The following is a 24,158-nucleotide window of genomic DNA, read 5'->3' as shown; positions in this document are numbered from 1 at the left end:
CCCGCACATCCCCGCTCCCCGACCGCATACAGTCGGGCGGGTCCGACAGGGGAGGGGAACCCTTACGTGAAGCACCACATGGGCGGCCTGGCCGCCACAGCGCTGTGCGCCGTCGTCGTCACCGTCGTCACCGGCTGCGGCCCGGACGGAACGGCGGCCGACGAGAAGGGCGCCTCGCCGACCGGCGGGGGAACGGCGGAACCGTCGCTGCCCTTCGACGCCATGACGGCCGCGCAGATCGACGAAGAGGCCAGGAAGGCGATGAAGGACGCCTCGAGCATGCGCTGGACCGGGCAGCTCAGCGGCGACGGGCGGCAGGTGCGGGTCGACATGGCCACGGACGTCGACGGCTCCTGCAACGGCACGTTCGACGGCGGTTCCACCGGCCCCGTGCACATCATCAGGAAGGGCGAACTCGTCCACATCGAGGCCGCGGAGGACTTCTGGCGTACCACCTTCAGCCGCGGAACGACCGCCGAAGAGGCCGAGGAACTGGTCGCCCGGTTCGAAGGGCACTGGATCAAGCCGCCCAGGTCCATGGCGAAGATGTGGGGCGGCCTGTGCGACGTCTTCCACACCCGGCTCCAGGCCCTGGACGGGGCCTCCGGCGGGACGCTCACCCGGCAGGCCGACACCACGGTGGACGGCCGTCCGGTCGCCGTGCTGGCCGAGAGGACGTCGACCGACACGACGACCGTCTACATCGCCAAGGAAGGCAGGCCCTACCCGTTGAGAATCACCGTCACGGGCGGCGACGAGGCGATGGACCTCACCTTCACCGACCACGGCGAGCCCGTCGACACCACCCCGCCGCCGCCCGAGCAGGTCCTCGACACCTCCGCACTCGCTCCGTTGCTGCCAGAGGACGGCCGCCGGTAGGTCCCTGGCTCGTCATGGAGCCGGGCACCCCCCTCGGAGGACCGCCTCAGACTCCTCGCCAGTCGGACAGCACCGCGTGCCTCACCCACGGAACCGATCCGTCCGCCCCGCTGACCTCACGCGGTCGCTGGTCCTCCGAGTCAGGAATTCTGTTCAGACAGCCGGCGAGGCGTTCGAGAATCTCGTCCGCGGTCCTGGTCCACGCATAGGGCTTGGGATCGGTGTTCCACGCCGCGGTCCAGGTACGAATGTCCTTCTCCAGCGCCTGGACGCTCTTGTGGACTCCTCGCCGTATCTGCTTGTCCGTCAGCTCGGCGAACCACCGCTCGACCAGGTCCAGCCACGACGATCCGGTGGGCGTGAAGTGCAGGTGGAAGCCGGGACGGGCCACCAGCCAGGTCTTGATCGCCGGAGTCTTGTGGGTGGCGCAGTGGTCCAGCACCAGGTGCACGGCCACGTCCTTGCTCGACGCGCCGCTCGCGCAGGCCAGGATGATCCGGCAGCGCAGCGCCCATGCCTGCGGCGTGGAACGGCGCCGCACCCATCCCTCCAGCGCAGTCCGCTCCGCATCCGACAGGATCAACTCGGCCTTCGGCCGCCCAGTACGCGCCACCAGACAAAATTGCACATCTGAACAGAATTCCCGATTCGGAAGACTGGTGCCGCATCAGACGACGTTCGTTCTGTAGCACGCTGGAGAACTCGTCGAAAGAATCTGCCTGCAGTAGCCGAGGACGGTCCCGTTCCGGCCTCCGACGACAGGCTGGGCGGACTCAGGGCCGGGGTCCGGAGCGGGTTGTCCAGCGGTGGCTTCCGGGGCTCGCAGCAGCCCGCGCCGGCCATCGCCATGCACGGTCTGACCTGGCCTTTCACCTTCCTCGCTCCTATGATCGACGTCGGTCGAAAGGGGGGCGGATGGACCGGACCGTACGCACTGTCGAGGACGTTCTCGCGCTCTTGGACGGGTTCTTCGCATCTGGATCCGAGGCCGGCCGCCTGGCGACGGGCGGCGGCAAGGACTTCTGGGACCGCTTCTATGCCGACCGGTCAAGGCCGGTCCCGTTCTTCGTGTCGAAGCCGGACGAGAACCTGGCCGCCTACCTCGACCAGGGCCTGATCGCTCCCGGCCGGGCCCTGGACATGGGATGCGGCCCCGGCCGCAACGCGCTCCACCTCGCTGCGCACGGCTTCCAGGTGGACGCCGTCGACCTCTCCCCGGTGGCCGTCGCCTGGGGCGAGGAGCGGGCTCAGGAGGCTGGTGTCGACGTCCGCTTCCTGTGCGGCGACGCTTTCGCGCTTCCCGTTGCCGAGTTGAGCGGCCCGTACGACCTGGTCGTCGACTCAGGGTGCTTTCACCACCTGCCGCCGCACCGCCGGGTCAGCTACCTGGCGCTCCTCGACCGGGTCCTCGCTCCTGGCGGTCACCTCGCCCTCACCAGCTTCGCCGCCGACGAGGGGGGAATGGGGTCGGAACTCACGGACGCGGACCTTTACCGTGAACGCGACTTGCAGGGTGGCCTCGCCTACACTCCCGAATCGCTGCGCTGGATCTTCTCCGACCTGGTTGAGGTGGAACTGCGCCGGATGCGGGAGGAGCCCCCTGAGTCAGCACTGTTCGGCGTGACGTTCCTGTGGACCGCCTTGTTCCGCCGAGGTGCTGCCGCCTCGGGCGACGTTCGCCCTGCTGACGACCGCGCATAGGCGGTGGGCCTGGACGTGCTTGTTCCGCCAGATGATGCAGCGGCGGATCATGCCGCCCTGCTTCTTGTGGCCGGCGTGGTCACTGCCGTCGAGCGTGAAGTGGCGCAGGGCGGTGAACTGGGCTTCGACCTCTGACCGGCGCTTTGGGACGGGGATCGAGACGGGTCCCGCACCCGTGGGACTCGCTTCCCCTATGACGGAGAGCCCGGCCCGGTGGCCGGGCTCTCAACCACCAGATCAGCCGGGGTATCACTCGCCCTTCCGCCTTCAGGCATCGGCGCCGACCCGCACCGGGCGCTGACCGGCGTCGGGCCCGTGCCAGTTGCCGAAGGGGCGGTCGCCGAAGCCGCCCGGATCCTGTTCCCTCAAACTCCGCATCCTTCGAGCGGGTTCAGGACCGGGTGCGGCGCCGGCGCACTCTCTCGGCCGGCAGGATCCGCCGGACCTGGCTGCGGCCGACGTCGATGCCCGGTCTCCGGGCCTGGGCGGCCAGTGTGTCCAGGGTCCATTCAGGCGGCCCTGCCTCCTCATCCGCAGCCGGCTCGCTGTCCGCCTGCACCGTCACCGGCCCGGGGGCGGGGGCGGGGGCGGCTGCCTGACCAGGCCAACGATCCTTGAAGGCTCGGCCTCGGTGATCCGACGCTTGTGGCCCTGTCCCCCAGATCGTCCAAGCCGTCCAGACCCGCACGGTTGAAGCGGTGCAGCCGGCAGCGGACCGTCTTCGGGCTGCATCTCAGTTCATCCGCGATGGCCGGCACCCGCTGCCCCGACCAGCTCAGCTCGACCATCCGCGCTCGCAGCACCAGATCACGCGGCGCTCTACACGCCCGCGCCCGCCCCCGAGCACCTGAATCGCCCCGCCGGCAGCACATATACCCAGCTGAAGAGGAACTCGGCACTAGACGGCCAGCGGCGATGGAGCGGCAGCCGAACGTGTGGCGCGCAGACGGGCGCGGAAGGTGACCAGCAGAAGGACGGTGAGGACCGCGATCGGCAGAGGCTCCACGGGTCCCAGTGCGGGGAGCGCCGTTCCGGCTGCGTTGACGAGGACGAACGCGGCCGCCGCGGCGGCCATGGCACGGTGCACCCGGGTCGTCGTCGGCAGGGCCAGGGCGAGGAAGCCGGCTGCGGTCATCGCGGCTGCGGTCTTGAGGCCCGCGATGACGTACAACGCCGACATGGGTATGCCGTCGACCGGAGCGCCGATGCTCGACTGGGCCGCGTAGGTCACCAGCAGAGCGTTCTCGACGGCGTCGAGCGCTCCAGCGGTGAGGATCGCACCGAGACTGACGGCCGCGAGGACCGGCGCGCGGGTGAGACGGACGGCACCGACGAACATGGCGATGTAGCTGAGGACGAAGAGGAAGTCGAAGGCCATCCAGAGCATCATCGCGTGCGGCTCGCGCGTGAGGGGCCGCAGGAAGTCAGCCGCGGACAGGGGCAGGTCCGTGGGCTGCAGGTGGACGTCCGGGTGGGTGAGGGACAGCACCTGGAAGGCGATGGCGCAGCCGAGCGTCATGGCCGCGCCGACGAGTCCGGCACGGTCGTAGGCTCGGGTGGGGGTGTGCGCGTCTGGCGTGATCATGGTTTCAGTTCCTTTGTCGCGGGGCGGCGGGGGGCTGTGGCAGCGGTGGTGGGGGTTCGTCGAGGATCGTGGTGATGTCGTCGCCGTGGGTCTCGATCCGGCTGACGGCGAGCATCAGTCGGCCGCGCAGGGCCGTCATCTGCCGGATCTGTTCGTCGACCTCGGCGATGCGCTGGCGTAGGACGCGTTCGGTGGTGCCCACCGGGCAGTCGGTGGTGTCGTCGCAGGCGTCGAGGAGTGCCTTGATCTCCTCCAGACGCAGGCCGAGCCGTTGCCCTATCCGGATGAACGTGAGGCGTTCCAGGGCCTCTGGGGGGTAGCGGCGGTGGTCTCCGCTGGTTCTGACCGGCGGGGCCAGGAGACCGATGCGCTCGTAGTGGCGCAGGGTGTCGACCGTGAGGCCGGCGGATCGGGCCAGGGAGCCGCTGCTCATCAGGGCCGGTGCGGTCCGTTGCGTGGTGGGCATGGGCAGAGGCTAGAACCTGGTGTCAGGTCCGGGTTCAAGCCCGTCACGCATGATCCGTGTCACCTCCCGGCCGCCTGACCCACGTACGCTTCGGCGTCTCCTGTCCTTTGCCGGATCCGGCGATCGCGGTGGTGTCGAGGCCGCCGCGGATCGCCGGTGCGCTCTCGTCCTGAGCTCGCCGGCGATTTCCGTGGAGCACGCCGACGAAAATCGTGAGACGTGAAACCGGGTTCGGGTGGTGCCTTCACACCTGGTTTTCCGGTCCTGGTGTGCCTGCGGCACCGCAAGCCGGGAAGCGAATTCGTGATGCAACGCCTCTACACAGCCTGGGATTTACGCCCTAGCCTCGGCACTGCCCCCAAGTTACTTGCCAGTCAACCAATCTGTAATGGGTGCCCTCGTGCCCGGAGGCCGACAAATGAGTTCAGAGCAGTCCCTTCTCGAAAGCCGCCCGCATTCCGTGGCACACCTGTTCCTGTCACGGGTCGAGGCCACCCCCGATCGGGAGGCGTACCGGTATCCCGCAGCGGTCGACGGCAGCAGCGAGGAATGGCGTTCGCTGACGTGGGCGCAGACGGCACAGCGGGTGAAGGCGGTCGCGGCCGGTCTGCTCTCCCTGGGCCTGCAGACCGAGGAGCGGGTGGCGATCTCCTCGTCGACGCGGGTCGAGTGGATCCTCGCCGACATGGGCGTCATGTGTGCGGGCGCGGCGGCGACGGCCGTCTACCCCAGCACCAACGGCGAGGAGACGGCGTACATCCTGGCCGACTCCGGCAGTCGTGCGATCTTCGTGGAGAACGCCGAGCAGCTGGCCAAGGTCGCCGCGCACAAGAGCGAGCTGCCGGACCTCGGCCACGCGGTCCTCCTCGACCCCGCGTCCGATGCGGCTGGGGTCGAGGGACTGGAAGTGCTGACCCTCGCCGAGCTGGAGCGGCGCGGCACCGAGTACCTCGCGAAGCACCCCGACGCCGTCGAGACGACGGTCCGGGGCATAGGCCCCGAGCAGCTCGCCACGCTGATCTACACCTCCGGCACGACCGGCCGCCCGAAGGGCGTGCGGCTCGTGCACGACTGCTGGTCGTACCAGGGCATCGCCCAGGAGTCGACGGGCCTCGTGCTCCCCGACGACGTGCAGTTCCTGTGGCTGCCGCTCTCCCACGTCTTCGGAAAGGCCCTGATCGCCGGCCAGGTCCGGTCCGGGCACGTCATGGCCGTGGACGGCCGGATCGACCGCATCATCACGAATCTGCCGGTCGTCCGGCCCACCATCATGGCGTCCGCGCCGCGGGTCTTCGAGAAGGTCTACAACGGCATAGCCGCCAAGGCACGCGCCGAGGGCGGAGCCAAGTACAAGATCTTCCAGTGGGCGTCGAAGGTGGCCCGCAACTACGCCAGGACCGGCCAGGAGCAGATGGCCGCCACCGGCCGGCGCACGGTCCCGATGTCCCTCACCGTCCAGCACGCCATCGCCGACAGACTGGTCTACGGCAAAATCCGCGCGGCCTTCGGCGGCCGGCTGCGCGGCAGCGCCTCGGGCAGCGCCTCGCTCGCCCCCGACATCGGCTACTTCTTCGCCGGTGCCGGCGTCCCCGTGCTGGAGGGCTATGGGCTCACCGAGACGAGCGCGGCCTGCACCGTCAACCCGGCCGACGACAGCCGGGTGGGCACCGTCGGCCGGCCCCTGCCCGGGACCGAGGTCCGCATCGCCGAGGACGGCGAGATCCTCCTGCGCGGCCCGGGCATCATGCGCGGCTACCACAACCTCCCCGACAAGACCGCCGAAGTCCTGGAGAACGACGGCTGGTTCCGTACGGGGGACATCGGGGAGATCGACGAAGACGGCTACATCCGGATCACCGACCGCAAGAAGGACCTGTTCAAGACGTCGGGCGGCAAGTACGTGGCCCCCACCGAGATCGAAGGCCGCTTCAAGGCCGTCTGCCCCTTCGCCAGCAACATCCTGGTCATCGGCAGCGACCGCAACTACTGCACCGCCCTGATCGCGCTCGACGAGAGCGTGATCATGCCCTGGGCCGCCGCGAACGGCCTGGCCGGCCGCCCCTACGCCGAGGTCGTCACCTCCCCGGAGGTCCACGCGCTCATCGACGGCTTCGTCGGGCGCCTCAACTCCGGCCTCCAGCGCTGGCAGACGATCAAGAAGTTCACCGTCCTGCCCCGTGACCTCGACGTCGAGCACGGCGAGCTCACCCCGAGCCTGAAGGTCAAGCGGCCCGTCGTCGAACGCGCATACGCCGGCCTGGTCGAGGCCATGTACGAAGGCGCCCGCGAAGCCTGACACTCCTCCGCTGTCCGGTACGCAGCCCCCGTACCGGACAGCGGCCCCGCTCTTCGTGACATCGGATCGGTTCCCGGGTCCGGGCGTCAGTGCCGGCCGGTGACCTCGTGGTGCCGGAACAGCCGGGGCAGGAAAGCTTCCAGGAGGGTGCGGGCCGCGGTCTCGTCCCGGAGCCCGTCGTGCCCGAAGCGGTGGACGAGGTCCGTCGTGGCCGGCGCAGTCGGCTCTGCGGCCTTGCGCCTTGCGGCCTTACGGCCTTGCGGAGCCACCTTGGAGCGAGCCTCGAAGAGCACAGACTCAACGGAGTGCCTCGCCGATCGAGTCGTGGGTCACATGGTGTGTGTTCCGGCCACTACGGCTACAGCCCAGTGGATGCCGGACCCGTCGACCTGCATGGAGAGGTTCTGCCGCTTTCCGCGATCGGTGTGGACGCGGCCGACAGTCACCGGGGTGCCGCACTCGACCTTGCTCGGATCCTCGTCATGAGGGCCGTAGTGGATACTCACGCTGCCCTTGCCCGTGCACAGAGCGTGAATGCCATAGACGTCTTCGGATGACGTGAAAGCTGGTAGGTCTTCGCTGCGACTTCCCTGAGTGACAGGAACGAGGAAGCTGGGCCGCTGAGGAAGGGCGAGAGAGTCCTGGGGACTCTTCGGGGAAGCGGAAACGGAGGGCATTTGGGTTGCCGGGGACTCGGAGGGGGTGGGGTGGGCACTGCCCTCGGTGTCGCGGTCGGTGCACGACGACAGGAGCAGAAGAAGGAGAAGCACCGGCAAGGGCGCGGCTGGACGCATACGTTTCCTCCTCGGACAGAGACGTGCGCGCCTCAACCAATGGGGCCGGCCGAGGCGCGCGAGCGTGAGGTGCGTGCCACTCCCTGGACGGCGAGCCCGCAAGGAACTCGAGTTCAGCATGCACAGAATGAGGAGAAGCGTGAATTGAGCAGGATCAGAGGTCGACGAACGGTATCCGGCCACATCAGGAAATAGATCAGGCAGATGCTCCACTGCGCCGACCGGTCGGCGGTTCTTTCTCTGATTCCACGCCACCAGCAGCGTGGCTGAGGCCGGCGGGGGCACAGCGAGGCATACCCGTGTGTGCTCGGTCATCCGAGCCAGACGATGTCCAGGACGTCACGGACCGTCTCTCTGGCGTGCTCGGGTAGCTCGGTGAGTGTCTTCGCGGCCTGCGGGGACAGGCGTACCACCCACAGCGGATCGGTCACGGGCGGGTGCCGAGGGCGTCGGCCAGGTCCACGAAACCGGTCTCGTCGCGGCCGGAGTCGATGTAGGCGTCGACGGCGGGGGCTGCGGCGAGGCGTACCTGCCGGGTGCGGACGACGTCGTGCAGGGGCGTGAGGCTGCAGGTGTGGCGGGAGTCCTCCAGGGCTTTGGCCCAGTCCCGCTCGAAGGCCGGCACCCAGGTGCCGGCGCGGCGGTCGTCGCGCAGCTGGGCGCGCAGACGGGCGGCGGCCGGGGCCGGCGGTGCGGGGCCTTCCTCGGGCTGCGCGCTCATCGGCACCTCCAGGTACGGTGATCCGTTCCCCGGCATCGACAGAGCCGTGAGGCCGTGGGGGTGAGCGTGCGCGGCGCGGTACGCCCGGTCGCCGCCCAGGCTCACGGCGTCGTGGCGGAGGAGCCGGCCGCGGTGCGCAGGAAGCGGCTGCCGAGGCGGGCGAACGCGTCGGTGAGTTCCGGTGGGCCGACGACCTCGATGTCGGCGTCGTACCGGGCGAGGGCCGAGGCGAGGCCGGTCCAGGACCATGATCCGAGGGTGAGGCGACAGCGGCCGTCGTCGAGTTCCTCGACGAGGCCCTCGCGGAGGTAGGGGGCCACCGCGGCGGCGTCCAGGTCGAGGACCACGGTGCCCCGGCAGGGCCAGTCCCCTGAGTCGTCGGTGGATCCGCGGAAGCTGCCGACGACATGGGTGGCGACGTCGCCGCCGGGAAGGTTCCGCCGGGTGAACCCGGGGCCCGTGGGGGTTCGCGGGGTGATCCGGTCGGCGCGGAAGGTGCGCCAGTCCTGCCTGTCGAGGTCGTAGGCCACGAGGTACCAGCGCCCGCCCCAGCTGACGACGTGATGGGGTTCGACACGGCGAGGGCTTCCGCCGGTTGCACCGCTGCCGCCGCCTCCCGCATCGGGGGCGTAGCCGAAGCGCAGGACCTCGCGGGCGTGGACGGCGGTGCTCAGCGCGGACAGCACGTCGCCGTCGACCGCGGCGGAGGGCTGGGTGGCGGGCGGATCGACGGCGGTGACCTGCAGGGCGTCGATGCGGTGACGCAGCCGGGAGGGCATGACCTGGCGAAGGGTGTTCAGTGCCCGGGCGGCGGGCTCGGCGAGGGTGTCGTCCGGCCGGGACGCGGCGATGCGCAGCGCGACGGTGAGCGCCAGGACCTGCTCGTTGTCGAACAGCAGCGGCGGCAGTCCGGCGCCGGCGCCGAGCCGGTAACCGCCGTCGGGTCCCTTCACCGCGTCGATCGAGTAGCCCAGCTCGCGGAGACGGTCGACGTCGCGGCGTACCGTGCGCAGGCTGATGCCGAGACGGTCGGCCAGCAGGCTGCCGGGCCAGTCGCGGCGCGTCTGCAGCAGGGACAGCAGAGTCAGCAGTCGGGCGGAGGTCTTCGGCATGACGCCGAGTCTGCCCGAGGTAGGTGACACAACCTGGCACCTTTCGCTGCGAATCTCGTTCCCGAACCGGTCGGGACGGCGTGCAGGGTGCAAGCGCCGCCGCGTAAGCCACCCCGGTTCACCCTCGTCCGGCACGCCGGCCGGGCCGGGCACCCGTTCGCCGCCCTTGTTCGCGCTTACTCATGCTTATTCATGCTTATTCATGCAGGAGTCGTCATGACCGTCACCACCACCGCCCACCTCAACTTCCGGGGCAACGCCCGTGAGGCCCTGGAGTTCTACCGGTCCGTCTTCGGCGGCCTGCTCACCACCGTCACCTACGGCGACTTCGGCATGCCGAAGGACCTGCCCGACGCCGACAGGATCGTCTTCGGCCAGGTCACCGCCGAGAACGGGTTCCGCATCATGGCGTACGACATCCCCGGCCAGGCCGGTGCCGAGGCCCGCCCGGTCGGCACCACCCGCCGCGAGAACGGCATGACGCTGACCCGCGAGCCGTTCTTCATGTCCCTTCGCGGTGAGACCGCGGAGCAGGTCGGCGAGCTGTGGAAGAAGCTGTCGGAGGGCGCCACCGTCGTCGAGGAGTACGGGCCCGCGGCCTACACGCCGGGCTTCGGCATGATGACCGACCGGTTCGGCATCACCTGGGTGCTCGACGTGGCCGTCCCGTACGACGCCGGCTGACACGGCGTTCCTTCCCGCCCTCGGGGGTACGCGCCCTGCCGCCCCACCCGCGCCGCGTCTCCCGCGCGCGGTCGAGACTGCAGGGCGCCGCCGTGGGCCCAGCGCCACCGTGGCCCAGCGCCGCCGTGGGCCCACGGCGCGCGCGGACACGACAGGGTCGGTCGGACCGCCTCTCGCCCGTGCGACCCCGGCCCGCCGACTGCTCCTGCTCGACCGCTCCGCCACCGGGCTCCTCGACGCCGTCGCCCACCTCGGCGAACTACAGGCTCAGGAACCCCGGGAGCCGTTCGTCAGGCTCCGGACCCAAGTGCGCGACTGGCGACCACCGACGCGCGCACCGTCGACAGCGGCAGACGCCCCGCAGCGGAGGCCGCGGCGGAACTGTTCCGGACCGATCCACCGCCCGAGCAACTGAAAGCGGGCGACATCTGCCGGGTCGGGGTGCCGCCGACCGTCGTGCGCGTAAGGGCAGTCGACCACCATGCCCCCGCTTGAAACGAGCTGGCTGCCGCGACCGCATCTGACCGTGAGCGTGCCGCACCGCAGCCTGCCCTCTCGCGAATTCCCCTGTGGCAGCCACCTCGACGGCACGGGCTACCCCGTCCACCCCGGCGACGGGAGATCCCCTTCACCCTTGGGCTGCTGATGCGTCCGTATGCGTTTCTCCGGCCGGGCATGGCGATCGACGGCCCCTGGGACCGGATCTCCTTTGACGCCCAGCCGGCCGGTGCAGGACCCGAGTGCCCGCTCGCACTGCTCACCCGCGTGGGAACACCGGGCGGCGCCCTGATCCTCGGTCCCGGCAAGCTCGTCGACGTTCTGCGCTGCCGGCGCTCGCGTCGGGTCGGTGCGGTACCCGATGAATCTGTGGCCAAGATCTATCCCTGTGGCTGGTTTCTGGTGCATGGTGTGCGGGCGGGTACCGATCCGATCCCCCGGGACCGGACCCCATTGCCGGGCCCTGCCGTGCCGCCGCTCTTCGGCAGGGCCCGCCGCACCTCCCGGCTCCCCACGGGAGGCCACGCGGCTGCCCCCAGCCCACCGCGCACAGCTCGATATCCGGCCGGCAGCCGGGGAGTCGTCCTTCACTCAGCCTGGACCGGACGGAAGGCAAGGGAGCGGTGATGTTCCTCCTGGTGGGCGGGGTCGTCACCGGGGTCGGGGGTGAAGGGCAGCTGAAGACAGACGCACAGGACGTCGATGCAGGTCCGGCGAAGGCCGCCGTCGGGGCATCCCCGGCGACCGGGTACTGCACGAAGCACCAGCCGCCGGCGCCGACCCGCTCCATCTCGCCCCGGTCTTCAACCTGTTCCACACCACCGCAAGCCGCTGCGTGGCTATCTCCCAGGAGCTCCTCGACGACCGGTCCGCCGGCGCTCTTCGAGCTTGGCGCTGACTCCTTCTCGGATCAGTCGGATGCCTGTAGCTCTGCGCGTCCCAGCAGGTCGGCGAGGGGAGTACCCGTTCGTGCTGCTGCGATTCGGCGGGCGCGCAGCTGAGCTCGGGTGCGGGGACGGAACTTGGGTTCCTTGCCGCAACCTGCACGGTTCTCGGCCCTCGTATGGAGAGGCGACGAACCCACCGCGCTTTCGAGCCTGCCTGCCGAAGACGCCATGGGTTCCCGGTGAAAGCTCCTCGGTCACGCTGAACCCACGACCGTCGCGCGGGTAAGAGCACTGTCACCGGTCCTGTCGGCTCAGACCGTAGGGCGACCCTTTCCACGGCGCGACTGGAGGGGCCTTGACCCAAGGCCCGTCCGGGTCCCGCCGTCTTCGTCCCGTGACGGCGGGACCCGCGGCTTCGACGCAGCCGGGCGGGATGATGGAGTCATGAACGGACGTATCAGCTACCGCGGGCCAGCCACGATCGACGGCGTGCTGATCCCGAACGTCCAGCTCCGTGAGAAGGCGTCCGGCAGCGGCCCGCGGACGTGGGAAGGCCGCTCGTCCTTCAGGGTGGCCGAGGCGCCGGAGGGCTTCGGGCTGGCCCCCGGCGGACCCGTGGCGATCGAACTGGCCGACGGGCGTCGTGGCGATGTCCTCGTGCGGAACGTCAGCTTCGACGGACGCCGCTGGACCATCGACTTCACAGGCACCGGTCCCGCTCCGAGGTGACAGCTGCACTACGTCCGTAGTTGCCTCTCGTGCGATCACGCCTCACCCCGGGCCGCAGAGCCGGGACGCCCGCAAGGCCGGCAAGGGCTACGAACTCACGAAAGCGCAGGTCATCCCCATTTCCGAAGAGGAACTGCGCAGTATCCCGTTGCCGACGGCCCGGGCCATGGAGATCGTCGCGTTCCTGCCGCTCGGCAGTACCGGCTCCCTCCGGATCGGCCAGGGCAAGGCAGCCACGCAGACGGCGGCGGGCCGACGCCCGCGAAATGCATGAGGTATCGCTTCACCCGCCGGCGTAACCGGGAGCGCCATACGTCCGCCGCCCGTGAACACGGGCACACCCTGGCCTCTTGTCGCTGTGCTCAGGGCGTGAGGTCCGGTACGCGGACCAGTTGTGCGCGGCGGCCCACGCCTCCTGACGCGCAATGGCCAGGGCGCCGGCCAGAGCCTTCTCTCCGCTCCCTCGGCCCGTTCAGCCGGAGTCGGCAGCGTTTCGGCGAGACGCGCCGGGCAGGAGCGCAGCGATGGTCCCTCAGCCGCAGCTGTCGCGGCCGGCCGGTCCCGGCCTCCTCAGGGAAGGGATACGAACATCAGCGCCTTCCCCCGCAACGAAGTCTTCGGCACCGTCCCGGGACCGGCGCGGCTCCCCGCTGCCTGACAGCGCGTGCCCGAAGGCTCCGGCAGTCGTCCCGCCGGCCTGGGCCGGGTGTGTGCCAGGGCCCTGCCCGGGCCCGGCCAGGGGGGTGGGAGAGAGATCGGTGGGTTCCTCGCCGGCTTCCAGGAGGGTGTCGGCAGCGCCCACGATCAATGGATCCGGCCTGCCCACTGCCTCCGGATCCTTGGCCGGGTAGTCGCAGCGGTCGAGCAGGCTGCGCATCGCTTCGAGGCGGCCTCTGCGCTTGTCGTTGCTCTTCACCACCGTCCAGGGGGCGTGCTCGGTGTCCGTGGCGCGGAACATGTCGACCTTGGCGGCGGTGTAGTCGTCCCAGCGGTCGAGGGAGGCGAGGTCGGTCGGGGAGAGCTTCCAGCGGCGTACGGGGTCGACCTGGCGGATGGCGAAACGGGTCCGCTGCTCGGCCTGCGAGACCGAGAACCAGAACTTCACCAGCAGGATGCCGTCCCTCGCCAGCATCTGCTCGAACTGCGGGGCCTGCTCGAGGAACGTCCGGTACTCGTCCTCGGTGCAGTAGCCCATCACGCGTTCGACGCCGGCCCGGTTGTACCAGGAGCGGTCGAAGAAGACGATCTCACCGCGCGAGGGCAGATGGGCGACGTAGCGCTGGAAGTACCACTGGCCCTGCTCGTGCTCGGTGGGCTTCTGCAGGGCGACGACGCGGGCGCCGCGAGGGTTGAGCCGCTCGGTGAACCGCTGGATCGCGCCGCCCTTGCCCGCGGCGTCGCGCCCCTCGAAGAGCACGACGATCCGCCGGCCGGTCTCCTTCACCCAGCGCTGCATCTTCAGCAGCTCGATCTGCAGAATTCGCTTGGTCCTGTCGTACTCCCGGCGGCTCATCCTGCTGTCGTAGGGATGGTTCTCCCGCCAGGTCTCCACAGGAGTGCCGTCCGCGGCCAGCAGTACAGGTCTCTCCGGGCGGCGCCGGTCCACGCTGAGGCCGTCGAGGAGCGCAGCCTTGATCTCGGGCTCCTCGTCGTCCGGCGGGCCCATGTCCTCGTGCTCCGACATCCGTGCTCCGACATCTGTGCTCCGACATCCGTGCTCAGATCTGCGCTCAGAACGGCATGCGGCCGCGGGCCCGACGTCCGGCGGCGCCGCTGCGGCCCATCGCCCGTGAGCTGGAACTGAACGGTTTGCTCAGCAGGCGGCCGAGGACGCCGGGCGCCTTCGATCCGGCACGCGAACCGGCTCCGAGACCGCGCTGGGCACCGTTCTGCGGGTGCCGCGACAGACGCGGCAGCAGGAAGGCCAGCACGGCCAGAACCACACAGGCAGCAAGGACAATGCCGATGACCATCGCAGTCTCCCAATCATCTTGGCGTGGCACCCCTCTGTGCCTTTGCTCCACCGGCTGCCCCGCTCTCCTTCGCCCACACCACTCATGACTCATGCCTGTCGTGCAAGGTCGCCCGCCCGCAGGCCCGCTCCACATGGGCCGCCAGTGACCCGATGCAGAGATCTGCCTTGGTTCGGCATGAATCGTCATGGCCCGAAGATCCCGTCGTTGTCGGTGACGGGTGTGTCGCCGGTCGACGGCCCAGGCTCCGGCATTGCGGTCCCGGATCGTTCCGGAGCGCGCCCAGAGGCACTCCGTCATGGAGGTCTCACGTCGGCTGAAGATCGCTCCGGAGCGGTCCGCACCTGGCGAAGGCGCTTCCTCGACCGCGGTCCGGGCGGCCTGTCCGACGAGCCCGGGCCGGGTGTCCCCAGGAAGATCACCGATGCCGATGCGGAACGGGTCATCGTCAAGACGCTCGGGGAGAAGCCGGCGAACGCCACGCACTGGTGGACCCGGTCGATGGCGGCGGCGACCGGGATGTCCCGGTCGGCCGTGTCCAGGACCTGGCGTGCCTTCGCCCTGGCCCCGCACCGCTGCGAGACGTTCAAGCTGTCCACGGACCCGTTGTTCATCGACAAGGTCCGTGATGCGGTCGGTCTCTGCCCCGGCCCGCCGGAGAAGGCCCTGGTGCTGTGCGTGGACGAGAAGTCACAGATCCAGGCCCTGGACCGGTCCCAGCCTGTCCTGCCGATGACGCCCGGCGTCCCCGAACGCCGCAGCCACGACCACGTCACTCACGAGACACCCGCCGTCAAGAAGTGGCTGCCGGCACACCCGCGTTTCCGTCTGCACTTCACACCGACGCGTTCGTCCTGGCTCCACCTGGTCGAGCGGTGCTTCGCCGGGCTGACCCGGAAGAAGCTCAAGCGCGGCGTCCACCGCTCCGTCCAGGCCCTCGAACGCGACATCCGGAACCGGCTCGTCGACCGGAACGAGCACCCCCAGACCCTTCACATGGACCAAGACCGCCGACGAGATCCCCGACACAGCAGCCACCTGCCGCCGGTGAATCTCCGGCTCAGGTCACCGGAGGTCGGGCCGGAAGGCGTGGAGCACGTCCTGGCCCGGCTGGATGATGCCGAAACTGTTCTCCGGTACTTCGTTCCAGGCGCCGGGGAGGTCGCCCAGCGGTTCGGACACGACGAGGCGTGTCGTGTCGGAGATGTCCCGCAGGTACTCGGCGTCCGGATGGAGTGCGCGCAGGGTCTCCACCTCGGTGCTGTAGTACAACGACCGCGAGCGGCCTTCGCTGGAGTGACGGAAGGCCCATACGCGCTCGCCGTCGGCGACCGCGACGGTCATCTGGAGCGGGTGCCGGACGTCGTGCGCCTGCCCCGTTCTCTCGATCAGGCCCGCCATGCGCGCCACTGCACCGGGCGGATCCTCGGTGAGGCCGAAGGTGAGGGCGAGGAAGAACATGAGCTCGGAGTCGGTGGAACCCTCGATGTCGGGGTACAGCACCGGATCGACGGCCAGGGCGAGGTCACGCCGCAGGAGGCGGAAGCCGTTGATCATCCCGTTGTGCATCCACATCCAGCGGCCGCTGCGGAAAGGGTGGCAGTTGGACTGCTGAACGGCTGTCCCGGTCGCCGCCCTGATATGAGCGAAGAACAGACCCGAGCGAACGTGATGGGCGACCTCCCGCAGATTGCGGTTGTTCCAAGCCGGTCCCACGTCCCGCAGGACAGCCGGAGTACCGGCCGCCTCCTGGGCGTACCAGCCGATACCGAAGCCGTCGCCATTGGTCGTCTCGACTCCCATGCGGGAGTGCAGGCTCTGGTCGATCAAAGAGTGTGCCGGCTCGAACAGGACCCGGCTCAGCAGGACAGGGGTACCCGAGTAGGCGATCCAGCGGCACATCTTGGACCCTCCGCTCATGGGATCGACAGCGGCCTTCGGCCGGCGCGGGCCCGGTATGGCTGTGCGGCACCGAGGGGACCGGCGTACAGCATGGGCCAGAGGTGACATCGACGCCCCTGGCGGGCGCCGGTGTGGTGTTGCGCCGTACCGATCCAGGCGGGCCCTGATGCAGCCGACTGGGAGCGTTGTGCAGGTAATCACCAGTGTCGCTGGCACGGGCCTCCGGGGCACCCTGGGCGTGGCCCGGACTCCCGCGGGCATTGCCGCCCTGGCGGATGGCCTGCAGTGGGCGCGGGTACGGCCCAGGACGCCGACACGAGTGCGGCCGCGGTGACGTCGTGGGCAGCCAGTTCCCCGGCCGGGCCCTCGAGCTCGGGCTCGTCGGCGCTCTGCAGCCGAAGGAGCCGAGGGAGCCGACACGCCCGCCTCCCGGTGACCGCGCGGCACCGCTGTCGGGGCAGCCGCCGTTCCGCGGCCGGTGGCTGCCGCGAAGCAGCGCTGATGAACCTGCCGCCGTCTCGGTGGGCCCATGGCGTGCGTGCCTCGGCGAGCTCCACATCGAGAGGTTCGAAGCGGCATGCGGTCCGGCGCGCCGCGGCCTCGTCTCCCCGATGGTGAAGCGGGGTCGTCTCGGCGCAGCCGGCGCGCAGCCGAAAGCGCGTCGGAGATCTGTGTGTTCGCCTGCTGCGCCCTGTGCCGGTACGTATCGCCGCCGGGGGGCGCCATGCGAGCGCCTGCCACGTCGACAGGGTGCAGCAGGGCGTCGGCAGGCGGGCGGGACGAGCAGGGATCATCGGTCATTGCGTCACCACAATCTGGAGGGTCAGGCTCCGCCGCGCGTTGTCCGACCCTTCTACCGTTCGTGCGACTGCCGATCCGGCAAGCAAAGCTGCGGTGGCCGTCACTTCACGCGATGGGGCGGCTCTGCCGCATGAACGCGCCTGGCCGTGAGCCGATCGACCGCCGGGACAGCCGCTGCCCGCAGGTTGGTTCGCCGGTGGTGACGACGGGACAGGGCAGGCGACCGGCCCCGCGTCACCAGGGCCATCGGCTCGGCCGTACGGTCCTGCCCGCCGTGGAACCTGACGCGACCTCCCGGCTGCGGCCAGGCGTCCCGGCCGCGGTCGGGACGCCTGGCCGGTCAGGCAGCAGCGCGGGCCGCGAGTGCAGCGGCCACGGTGAGCATCGCCACCAGCATCATGACGGTGCGTACGGGGATGCGGCCCACCCGGCGCACACACCGGCCGGGTCTGCCGGCCGCGCGGTCATGGGCGTCGTCATGACCGGCGGGGGTGTCGGCCCGGGCATCGGAGCCGTTCATGGCGTCGCACCAGCCGCACCAGCCGTCGTCCCTGTCCGCCCGGCCCGGGAGGCGGGCGGTGAAGAGCGTTGTCCTGCTTTCGTCGATTGCCGTCATGCCGCGCTCAACGACGGCCGACCCGGGCGGCCACCGGCCGGCATCGCTTCGTGATGCCACCGTTGTGGCCCTGTTGCAAAGCCCGCCACCGGCAACGGTGCAGGTCAGGCGTTCAGGGCTTGCTCAAGGGTGGAATGACAGCCGATGATCTCGTCGAGGCCGACCAGCTGCATCGTGCGCTGCACGGCCTCGGTCGGGCCGGCCACGCGCAGCCAGCCGCCGCTGTCGCGGGCGGCGTTGTGGGCGGCGATGAGGAGGTTGACGCCGCTGGAGTCCATGAAGGTCACCCCGGCAAGGTCCACCACGATCCGGCGGACGCCCGTCTCCTGAGGAAGGGTGAGTGCGTGGCGCAGGGGCGCCGCGGTGTGGTGGTCGATCTCTCCGCGTACGGTGACGACGGCGGCACCGGCCGTACGGCCGGAAGTGATCGTCAGACCGTTCCGTCCTGCAGCCCCGTGGTTGTCTGTCACACTTCCCCTCGATCCCGGCGTCGGTCGCATGGCTTCCTACGGGGACTTCAGCATGGTGCCGGGTGAGGGCGCGTGCAAGTGTGCCTGCCCGGACAGGCGTGAGGTACGCGCGCACGTGTGAAAGGGGGGTGGGAGGTGACGCAGACGCAGCCGATGCCTGCACGCTCGCAGGCTTGTGCCCCGGGGCCGTGGCGCGTGTCCGCCGCGTTCGGGGACGGCGGGGCGGGCCTCACCGAGGCCCGCCGTCTCGCGGCCGGCTTCCTGACCGGGCTCCACACCGGCCACGGGGTCGCCGTCTCGGCCCGGGCGGTGGAACTCACGCAGCTGGTGGTCAGCGAACTGGTCACCAACGCCCGCAAGTACGCCCCCGGACCGGTGCTGCTCGAACTGTCCGTCACGAACGCGACGGTGGAGGTGACGGTCTGCGACAGCAATCCTGTCCTGCCGGTGGTCCAGGCCGCCGACCCCACACGGGTGGGACAGCACGGACTGGAGATCGTGACAGCGGTCGCCGAAGAATTACAGGTACACCGCGAACCCGTCGGCAAACGCATCACCGCACGTCTCGCTCTCCAGGACGACTCAGGCGATGCCGCGGGGAGCCGCTGCCGGGTTTGACCGGCATCTGGGCCCACAGGCGTGCATCGTTTCGCCGTGGGACCACGGACCGGCCACGGACTCATGCCCCGCTGCCCACTCGCCCCAGACAGGCTGAACGTTTCTGCGTCGCTCCCCGCCTGCCGCGACGGAACGTGGGAGATCGGCACGGTCGACTCCGAGCGCTCCCCTCCGGGGCGGGTGAGGCACGTGGAGCCGACGTGAGCCGGCCGGTGCACTGATGTCCGGGCGGGGACTCATGGGACACGGCCCGGCATCCGGCTCAGGTTCCGGGGAGGATACGGCGCGTTTCGTAGGCCCACATCGCGATCTCGACCCGGTTGCGGGCGCCGAGTTTGGCCATCAGGCTGGCCAGATGCGTCTTCACCGTGCTGAGGCTGATGTGCAGTGCATCGGCGATCTCGGTGTTGGTCAGCCCGCGAGCGACGGCGAGGAGCACCTGCTCCTCGCGGGCGGTGACGGGGGAGACCGGCTGGGCCACGGGCCGGCCGGCGGGCAGGTCCGCGAACGCCTGGAGCAGACGGACGGTGACGCTGGGCGCGATGAGCGCCTCACCGTCGGACGCCGACCGTACGGCCTGCGCCAGAAGGTCCGGTCCCGTGTCCTTGAGGAGGAATCCGCGGGCGCCGGCACGCAGTGAGCCGTAGACGTACTCGTCGAGGTCGAACGTGGTGATGACGACCACGGCCAGCGGGTCGGCGACGCCCGGGCCGGCGACCAGCCGGGTGGCCTCGAGCCCGTCGATCACGGGCATGCGGATGTCGAACAGGCAGACGTCGGGGCGCAGTTCGCGGGCCAGACGTACCGCTTCCCGCCCGTCGGCGGCCTCGCCGACCACCTCGATGCCGGGCTGGGCGTTCAGCATGATCCGCAGCCCGGTGCGGATGATGGTCTGGTCGTCAGCGACGAGGACGCGGATGGGCACCGCTCTCGGTCCTCCCTCTCGGCAGCTCGGCTTCGACATGCCAGCCCTGGTCGGCGCCGGGGCCGGCTTGCAGTGTGCCGCCGAGCAGCGTCGCGCGCTCGCGCAGTCCGGTGAGTCCGTATCCGGCACGGCCTCGGCCGGTGCGGTGGCCGTTGTCGCGCACGCTCACCCGTACCGTGTGCCGTTCCGCGGTGACCCGGACGACGACCTCGGTCGCGTCGACCGCATGGCGCATGGCGTTGGTCACCGACTCCTGCACGATGCGGTAGACGGCCGCGTCCACGGCCGGGGGCAGCGTGTCCAGTTCGCCGTCGAGACCCAGGTCGACCCTGAGGCGACCACCCGGGGTGCGCACCAGGCGCTCCAGATCCGCGACGCCGGCAGGCGGCGCCAGCTCGGCGCCGGCCCCGCGGTCGCGCAGCGCGGCGACCATGGCGCGCATCTCCTCCAGCGTGCGCGCCCCTTCCTCCTCGACCCCCTCCAGCGCCTCGACGGCGGCGGACGGGTCGGTGCCCGCGAGCACCCGGCCCGCCTGGGCGCTGATCACCATGGCCGAAACGTGGTGGGCCACGGTGTCGTGCAGTTCCCGGGCGAGCTGCTCACGCTCGCGGGAGCGCACCTGCTCCAACTGCCGCTCGCGAGCGGTCCTCCAGAACCGCACGGCGGCCCCGATCAAGCCGGGCAGCGACAGGAAGACGAAGCCCCCGACCTGTTCGGCGGCCGGGGTGTCGTCCGCGGTGACCCCCAGCGCGAAGGCCGTGAGGATCACCGCGCTGCCCAGCACGATCTCCCGTCCCGATCCCCACCGGGGCAGTGCATACACCAGCACGAGCACGACCACGCCGGTGTCCAGGCCGACGGGCTCGCGCGGCGCGGCGACCAGTGAGGCCAGCTGGAGCAGGATCACCGAGCCGAACGCCAGCGTGACCATCGCCAGCGGGCGGGTCCGGCGCCACAGGGGCAGCAGGCACAGCCATACGGCGAACACCACCGCCACCGGCCGCCACACGACGTCCTCGCGCAGGGTGGCCTCCAGCACCACAGCGCCCAGGCTCGCGGCGAGCAGCGCCCAGTCCCGCCACACCCGGGCGGGCGCGTCGGGCGGCCGGGGTTCGGTCCACAGGGTTCGCAGGTCGTCTCGCAGCACGGTTCTCAGCCTAGGCGCCGCGCAGTGCCGCGCATCGGCCGAAAGGACGGGTCGTCACTCCGCCCCGGGGCCGACGGATCCGCGGCCCGCGGGCCGATGCCGCGGAGCGCCGTGGCGACGAACCTCGGCATCGGCGGCCGTACAAGGACGGCCGACGAGGTGGTTGGAGGACCCGATGCTCTCGAAAGCCCTGTTGCGCCTGGGCACAGGCGCCGCCCGCCATCCCTGGCGGGTGATCGCGGCATGGCTGGTCGCCGCCACGCTCGCCGTCCTCGCCGCCGTCGCCTTCGGCGGGCGGACCGCGGACTCGATGACCGCTCCGGGACTGGACTCCCAGCGGGCCGCGCAACTGATCGAGCGGGCCGGCACCGGCCAGGAGGGGATGACCGCCCAGGTGGTCGTCACCCCCCTCGACAACGGTGCGACGTTCTTCGACGACGGCGCGCGCACCGCTCTCACGCGGCTGCGGGCCGAGGTGCAGCGGCTGCCGCACGTGCTCGGCACGAGCGACCCGGCGGGGGCGCTCGGCGCGGGCGGGGACACCGCCGTGCGCGGCGGCCTCGTCTCGGCCGACGGGCGGATCGCGGTCGTCCGGGTGCAGTACCCCGACCAGAGCCGGCTGTCGGCCGAAGACCTCGACGCCCTCGTCGATCTCGGCGACCGGCTGCGCGCCGAGCTGCCGCTGCGCATCGAGATGGGCGGGAACCTCTTCTACGTCTTCTCCGACCCCGACGGCGGCGCGAGCGAGCTGATCGGCCTCCTCGCCGCGGCCGCGATCCTGTTCCTGGCGTTCGGTTCGCTCGTCGCCGCCGCGCTGCCGATCGGCATGGCGGTCTTCGGGCTGACCGTCGGGGTCGCCACGATGACGGTACTGGCGGGCGTGACGGACGTCCCGACCTTCGCCCCTGTCCTGGGCAGCATGGTCGGGCTCGGAGTGGGCATCGACTACGCGCTGTTCGTGCTCGCCAGGCACCGGGAGCACCTCGCGCGCGGGCTCGATCCGCAGGCGGCGGCCGGACGAGCGGTGGCAACGGCGGGGCGGCCGGTGGTCTTCGCCGGCGGCACCGTCGTCGTGTCGATCCTCGGCCTGGCGGTCGCGAACGTGCCGTTCATGACGGTGGGCGGGGTTGCCGTCTCGATCGTCGTCCTGATCATGGTGGTCGCGTCGGTGACGCTGCTGCCGGCCTTCCTCGGTGCGGCGGGCCCGCGCCTGGCCCGGGCCGGCCGGATCGGCCGGGCTCTGCAGGCCAGGAAGCCGGGCCGGCTCGCACGGCGGCGGGACCTGGTGGCGGGCGCCGCCCACGCCGCCGGGTGGCGTCGCTGGATCGGGCACGTCAGCCGGCACCCGGTGCCGTACGCGGTCGGCGCGGCGGGGCTGCTGCTGACCGCGACGCTGCCCGTGCTCGGCCTGCGCGTCGGCCTGCCCGACGACGGCTCACTGCCGCAAAGCCGTACCGAGCGCCGGGCCTACGACCTCGTCGCCGAGGGGTTCGGCCCGGGCACCAACGGTCCCCTCGTCATCGCCGCGGACCCCACCGGTGATCCGGGAGTGCTGGACCGGCTCGTCGGGGCGGTCGCGGCGGATCCGGGCATCGCATCCGTCGCGCCGACGCACATCGATCGGGCCACCGGCATCGCGACCCTCGTGGTGTTCCCGGCCACCGGCCCTCAGGACAAGGCCACGGCCGACACCATCGCCCGGCTGCGCACCGACGTGCTGCCCACGGCGATCGGGCACGGCCCGGCCAGGGCCCACGTCGGCGGCGCCGCCGCGAGCCTGTCCGACGTGGGGCAACGCACCAGCGAACGCCTGCCGGTGTTCGTCGCCGCCGTGCTGGCGATGTCGTTCCTGCTGCTGATGCTGGTCTTCCGCTCGATACTCGTACCGCTCAAGGCGGTACTGCTGAATCTGCTGAGCATCGGCGCGGCCTACGGCATCATGGTCGCGGTCTTCCAGTGGGGCTGGGGAGGCGCACTCATCGGGCTGGAAGCGACGGTTCCGATCGTGTCGTTCATCCCGATGTTCCTCTTCGCCATCCTGTTCGGCCTGTCGATGGACTACGAGGTGTTCCTCCTCTCCCGCGTACGCGAGGAGTACCTGCGCACCGGCGACAACGGCACGGCGATCGTCGAGGGCGTCTCGCGCACCGCCCGGATCATCACCTCGGCCGCCCTCATCATGGTGGCGGTCTTCCTGTCCTTCGCCGTCGCCGAGGACCCCTCCACCAAGATGTTCGGGCTCGGTCTGGCCACCGCGATCTTCATCGACGCCACGGTCGTACGCATGGTGCTGGTACCGGCGACCATGACACTCCTCGGCCGGACCAACTGGTGGCTGCCGAAGTGGCTGGACCGGATGCTTCCCCGCGGCCCGGTCGGCACCGACGGCACCGACGCGGAATCCACGGGTGAGGCCCCGCGTCCCCGGCTGGTCGACCGTTGACCCGACTCCTGCCCGCCCTTGGTGTCCGGCACCTCGGCGCGTCACCAGGGGCATATCGAGTCGTGATCATCGGGTGGTCCTGGTGAGGTCCTTGAGCCAGATCATCGAGGCGCGCAGGTGGAGACCGGCGAGGCAGCTGCCGGGAGTCCTGTCGTATCGGGTGGCGATGCCTCGCCGTGCTTCGAGCTTGTCGATCAGGCGCTCGAACTGCTGCCGCGGTCGCTCGGGGTACGGGCCGTACTCGCCGATCGGCAGGTACGGCTCGATACGGGCCCCAGGCCGAGGGCCCTGCAGCGACCGAGCAGACGGTTGCCTGTCGGCCGTGCCCGGGGCCGAGCCAGGCGGACCACCTGGAAGAGCCCTTCCGTGATGTGCCTTCGACAGCAGCACGCTGCCGGCAACCGCGGTGGCGGCTCCAGGCTGGGGCCGGAGGCGGTCGTCAGGCCGCGGCGGCGTCGTCGACTGTGCCGTGGACGGCGAGGAGGCTGTCCATGCCGGTGATCTCGCACAGCCGCTGGACCTGGAGGGACGGCGCGACCAGACGCAGTGCGGCCGTGCGGTGGATGCGGACCAGCAGGTTCAGGAAGGAGGAGTCGGCGAAGGTGATCTCGGAGGCGTCCAGGACGATCTTGGGATACTTCCCGGCCGCAGTGTCCAGCGCGTCCGCCAGCGGTTTGATCGAGTCCATGTCCCAGGCGCCGTGAGCGGCGATCACACCGGCCCCGTGCCGTTCGTACTGCCGCACCCGGGCCTCCTGGGGACCGTGGCCGGCGGTCTGCGGCAGCCGCGTCGTCCCGGTGTCGCTCGTGGGGGCCGGTGTGGCAGTCCCGTCCCAAGGCACCTCGGGCTCCTCCCTTTTACGGCTCTTCCAGCGGAGCACACGTCATCGATTGCACGACAACTATGTCATG

21 protein-coding genes and 3 pseudogenes are annotated in these 24,158 nt (G+C 70.6%); 8 read left to right on the top strand and 16 right to left on the bottom strand.

The annotated features are described in order from the left end of the window. The first annotated feature begins 66 nt into the window (after positions 1–66). Positions 67–879 carry a hypothetical protein gene (locus tag ACIQGV_RS33820; protein WP_402501667.1) on the top strand — a complete coding sequence of 271 codons (813 nt, stop codon included), beginning with the start codon at positions 67–69 and terminating at the stop codon, positions 877–879. 175 nt (positions 880–1,054) lie between these two features. On the opposite strand, the pseudogene ACIQGV_RS33815 reads toward ACIQGV_RS33820, so the two are convergent. Beyond that, positions 1,055–1,336 (bottom strand): annotated as a pseudogene (locus tag ACIQGV_RS33815) (transposase); the annotation flags it as partial. Between the two features lie 458 nt (positions 1,337–1,794). Here ACIQGV_RS33815 and ACIQGV_RS33810 point away from each other — a divergent pair. Further along, positions 1,795–2,580, top strand: coding sequence for a class I SAM-dependent methyltransferase (locus ACIQGV_RS33810; RefSeq protein WP_402501665.1), 786 nt, complete (start codon positions 1,795–1,797; stop codon positions 2,578–2,580). Here ACIQGV_RS33810 and ACIQGV_RS33805 read toward each other — a convergent pair. The 4 genes and pseudogenes from ACIQGV_RS33805 to ACIQGV_RS33790 all read right to left on the bottom strand — a co-directional run. Then, a pseudogene (locus tag ACIQGV_RS33805) lies at positions 2,548–2,715 on the bottom strand (IS630 family transposase); the annotation flags it as partial. The gene ACIQGV_RS33810 and the pseudogene ACIQGV_RS33805 overlap by 33 nt on opposite strands. A 392-nt stretch (positions 2,716–3,107) precedes the next feature. Beyond that, the gene (locus ACIQGV_RS33800) at positions 3,108–3,368 is read right to left on the bottom strand and encodes a helix-turn-helix domain-containing protein (protein WP_402501692.1); all 261 of its coding nucleotides are present in this window, start codon (positions 3,366–3,368) and stop codon (positions 3,108–3,110) included. Positions 3,369–3,478: 110 nt separating this feature from the next. After that, positions 3,479–4,165: a hypothetical protein gene (locus ACIQGV_RS33795; protein WP_402501663.1), complete on the bottom strand. Its 687-nt coding sequence runs from the start codon at positions 4,163–4,165 to the stop codon at positions 3,479–3,481. 4 nt (positions 4,166–4,169) lie between these two features. Next, positions 4,170–4,631: a MerR family transcriptional regulator gene (locus ACIQGV_RS33790; RefSeq protein WP_402501661.1), complete on the bottom strand. Its 462-nt coding sequence runs from the start codon at positions 4,629–4,631 to the stop codon at positions 4,170–4,172. Positions 4,632–5,049: 418 nt separating this feature from the next. On the opposite strand from ACIQGV_RS33790, the gene ACIQGV_RS33785 reads away from it, so the two are divergent. Next, complete coding sequence (locus ACIQGV_RS33785) at positions 5,050–6,927, top strand: AMP-dependent synthetase/ligase (RefSeq protein ID WP_402501658.1); 1,878 nt, start codon at positions 5,050–5,052, stop codon at positions 6,925–6,927. A gap of 86 nt (positions 6,928–7,013) precedes the next feature. Here the strand turns inward: ACIQGV_RS33785 and ACIQGV_RS33780 are convergent, their stop codons facing one another. The 3 genes from ACIQGV_RS33780 to ACIQGV_RS33770 all read right to left on the bottom strand — a co-directional run bounded on the left by ACIQGV_RS33780 (position 7,014) and on the right by ACIQGV_RS33770 (position 9,554). Continuing rightward, positions 7,014–7,220: a hypothetical protein gene (locus ACIQGV_RS33780; RefSeq protein WP_402501656.1), complete on the bottom strand. Its 207-nt coding sequence runs from the start codon at positions 7,218–7,220 to the stop codon at positions 7,014–7,016. Between the two features lie 928 nt (positions 7,221–8,148). Beyond that, positions 8,149–8,442, bottom strand: coding sequence for a DUF6247 family protein (locus ACIQGV_RS33775; protein WP_402501654.1), 294 nt, complete (start codon positions 8,440–8,442; stop codon positions 8,149–8,151). A 101-nt stretch (positions 8,443–8,543) separates the two neighbouring features. Beyond that, complete coding sequence (locus ACIQGV_RS33770; protein WP_402501651.1) at positions 8,544–9,554, bottom strand: helix-turn-helix transcriptional regulator; 1,011 nt, start codon at positions 9,552–9,554, stop codon at positions 8,544–8,546. A gap of 216 nt (positions 9,555–9,770) precedes the next feature. Between ACIQGV_RS33770 and ACIQGV_RS33765 the strand changes: the two genes are divergently transcribed. Both ACIQGV_RS33765 and ACIQGV_RS33760 read left to right on the top strand, forming a co-directional pair. Continuing rightward, positions 9,771–10,238 carry a VOC family protein gene (locus tag ACIQGV_RS33765; RefSeq protein ID WP_402501648.1) on the top strand — a complete coding sequence of 156 codons (468 nt, stop codon included), beginning with the start codon at positions 9,771–9,773 and terminating at the stop codon, positions 10,236–10,238. A 1,829-nt stretch (positions 10,239–12,067) separates the two neighbouring features. Beyond that, positions 12,068–12,352: a hypothetical protein gene (locus ACIQGV_RS33760; protein ID WP_402501646.1), complete on the top strand. Its 285-nt coding sequence runs from the start codon at positions 12,068–12,070 to the stop codon at positions 12,350–12,352. 532 nt (positions 12,353–12,884) lie between these two features. Here the strand turns inward: ACIQGV_RS33760 and ppk2 are convergent. Further along, on the bottom strand, positions 12,885–14,036 hold the full coding sequence (gene ppk2 / locus ACIQGV_RS33755) for a polyphosphate kinase 2 (protein ID WP_402501644.1): 1,152 nt from the start codon (positions 14,034–14,036) through the stop codon (positions 12,885–12,887). Positions 14,037–14,082: 46 nt separating this feature from the next. Further along, positions 14,083–14,325 (bottom strand): DUF6411 family protein, encoded by a 243-nt coding sequence (locus ACIQGV_RS33750; RefSeq protein ID WP_402501641.1) that lies wholly within the window; start codon positions 14,323–14,325, stop codon positions 14,083–14,085. Between the two features lie 84 nt (positions 14,326–14,409). Between ACIQGV_RS33750 and ACIQGV_RS33745 the strand changes: the two are divergent. Continuing rightward, positions 14,410–14,814: pseudogene (locus tag ACIQGV_RS33745) on the top strand (helix-turn-helix domain-containing protein); the annotation flags it as partial. Positions 14,815–15,390: 576 nt separating this feature from the next. On the opposite strand, the gene ACIQGV_RS33740 reads toward ACIQGV_RS33745, so the two are convergent. From ACIQGV_RS33740 to ACIQGV_RS33730, 3 genes are all read right to left on the bottom strand, one after another. After that, positions 15,391–16,227, bottom strand: a complete 837-nt coding sequence (locus ACIQGV_RS33740) for a class II glutamine amidotransferase (RefSeq protein ID WP_402501690.1) — start codon at positions 16,225–16,227, stop codon at positions 15,391–15,393. A gap of 1,141 nt (positions 16,228–17,368) precedes the next feature. Then, positions 17,369–17,644 (bottom strand): hypothetical protein, encoded by a 276-nt coding sequence (locus tag ACIQGV_RS33735; protein WP_402501639.1) that lies wholly within the window; start codon positions 17,642–17,644, stop codon positions 17,369–17,371. Positions 17,645–17,748: 104 nt separating this feature from the next. Further along, positions 17,749–18,114 (bottom strand): STAS domain-containing protein, encoded by a 366-nt coding sequence (locus ACIQGV_RS33730; protein ID WP_402501637.1) that lies wholly within the window; start codon positions 18,112–18,114, stop codon positions 17,749–17,751. A 153-nt stretch (positions 18,115–18,267) separates the two neighbouring features. On the opposite strand from ACIQGV_RS33730, the gene ACIQGV_RS33725 reads away from it, so the two are divergent. Then, positions 18,268–18,732 carry an ATP-binding protein gene (locus ACIQGV_RS33725; RefSeq protein ID WP_402501687.1) on the top strand — a complete coding sequence of 155 codons (465 nt, stop codon included), beginning with the start codon at positions 18,268–18,270 and terminating at the stop codon, positions 18,730–18,732. Between the two features lie 262 nt (positions 18,733–18,994). Here ACIQGV_RS33725 and ACIQGV_RS33720 read toward each other — a convergent pair whose 3' ends face one another. Together ACIQGV_RS33720 and ACIQGV_RS33715 are read right to left on the bottom strand one after the other, a co-directional pair. Continuing rightward, the gene (locus ACIQGV_RS33720) at positions 18,995–19,657 is read right to left on the bottom strand and encodes a response regulator (protein ID WP_402501634.1); all 663 of its coding nucleotides are present in this window, start codon (positions 19,655–19,657) and stop codon (positions 18,995–18,997) included. Beyond that, positions 19,632–20,804, bottom strand: coding sequence for a sensor histidine kinase (locus ACIQGV_RS33715; RefSeq protein ID WP_402501632.1), 1,173 nt, complete (start codon positions 20,802–20,804; stop codon positions 19,632–19,634). The genes ACIQGV_RS33720 and ACIQGV_RS33715 overlap by 26 nt, the downstream gene beginning before the upstream one ends. A 175-nt stretch (positions 20,805–20,979) precedes the next feature. Here ACIQGV_RS33715 and ACIQGV_RS33710 point away from each other — a divergent pair, with 175 nt between their 5' ends. Beyond that, positions 20,980–23,247, top strand: coding sequence for an MMPL family transporter (locus ACIQGV_RS33710; protein WP_402501630.1), 2,268 nt, complete (start codon positions 20,980–20,982; stop codon positions 23,245–23,247). A gap of 439 nt (positions 23,248–23,686) precedes the next feature. Here ACIQGV_RS33710 and ACIQGV_RS33705 read toward each other — a convergent pair whose 3' ends face one another. Further along, complete coding sequence (locus ACIQGV_RS33705; protein WP_402501628.1) at positions 23,687–24,088, bottom strand: STAS domain-containing protein; 402 nt, start codon at positions 24,086–24,088, stop codon at positions 23,687–23,689. Positions 24,089–24,158: the final 70 nt, after the last annotated feature.

This window comes from Streptomyces sp. NPDC093094 (genome assembly GCF_044754345.1).
Taxonomy (GTDB): Bacteria; Actinomycetota; Actinomycetes; order Streptomycetales; family Streptomycetaceae; genus Streptomyces.
This window is presented reverse-complemented; position numbering and strand designations above follow the sequence as displayed.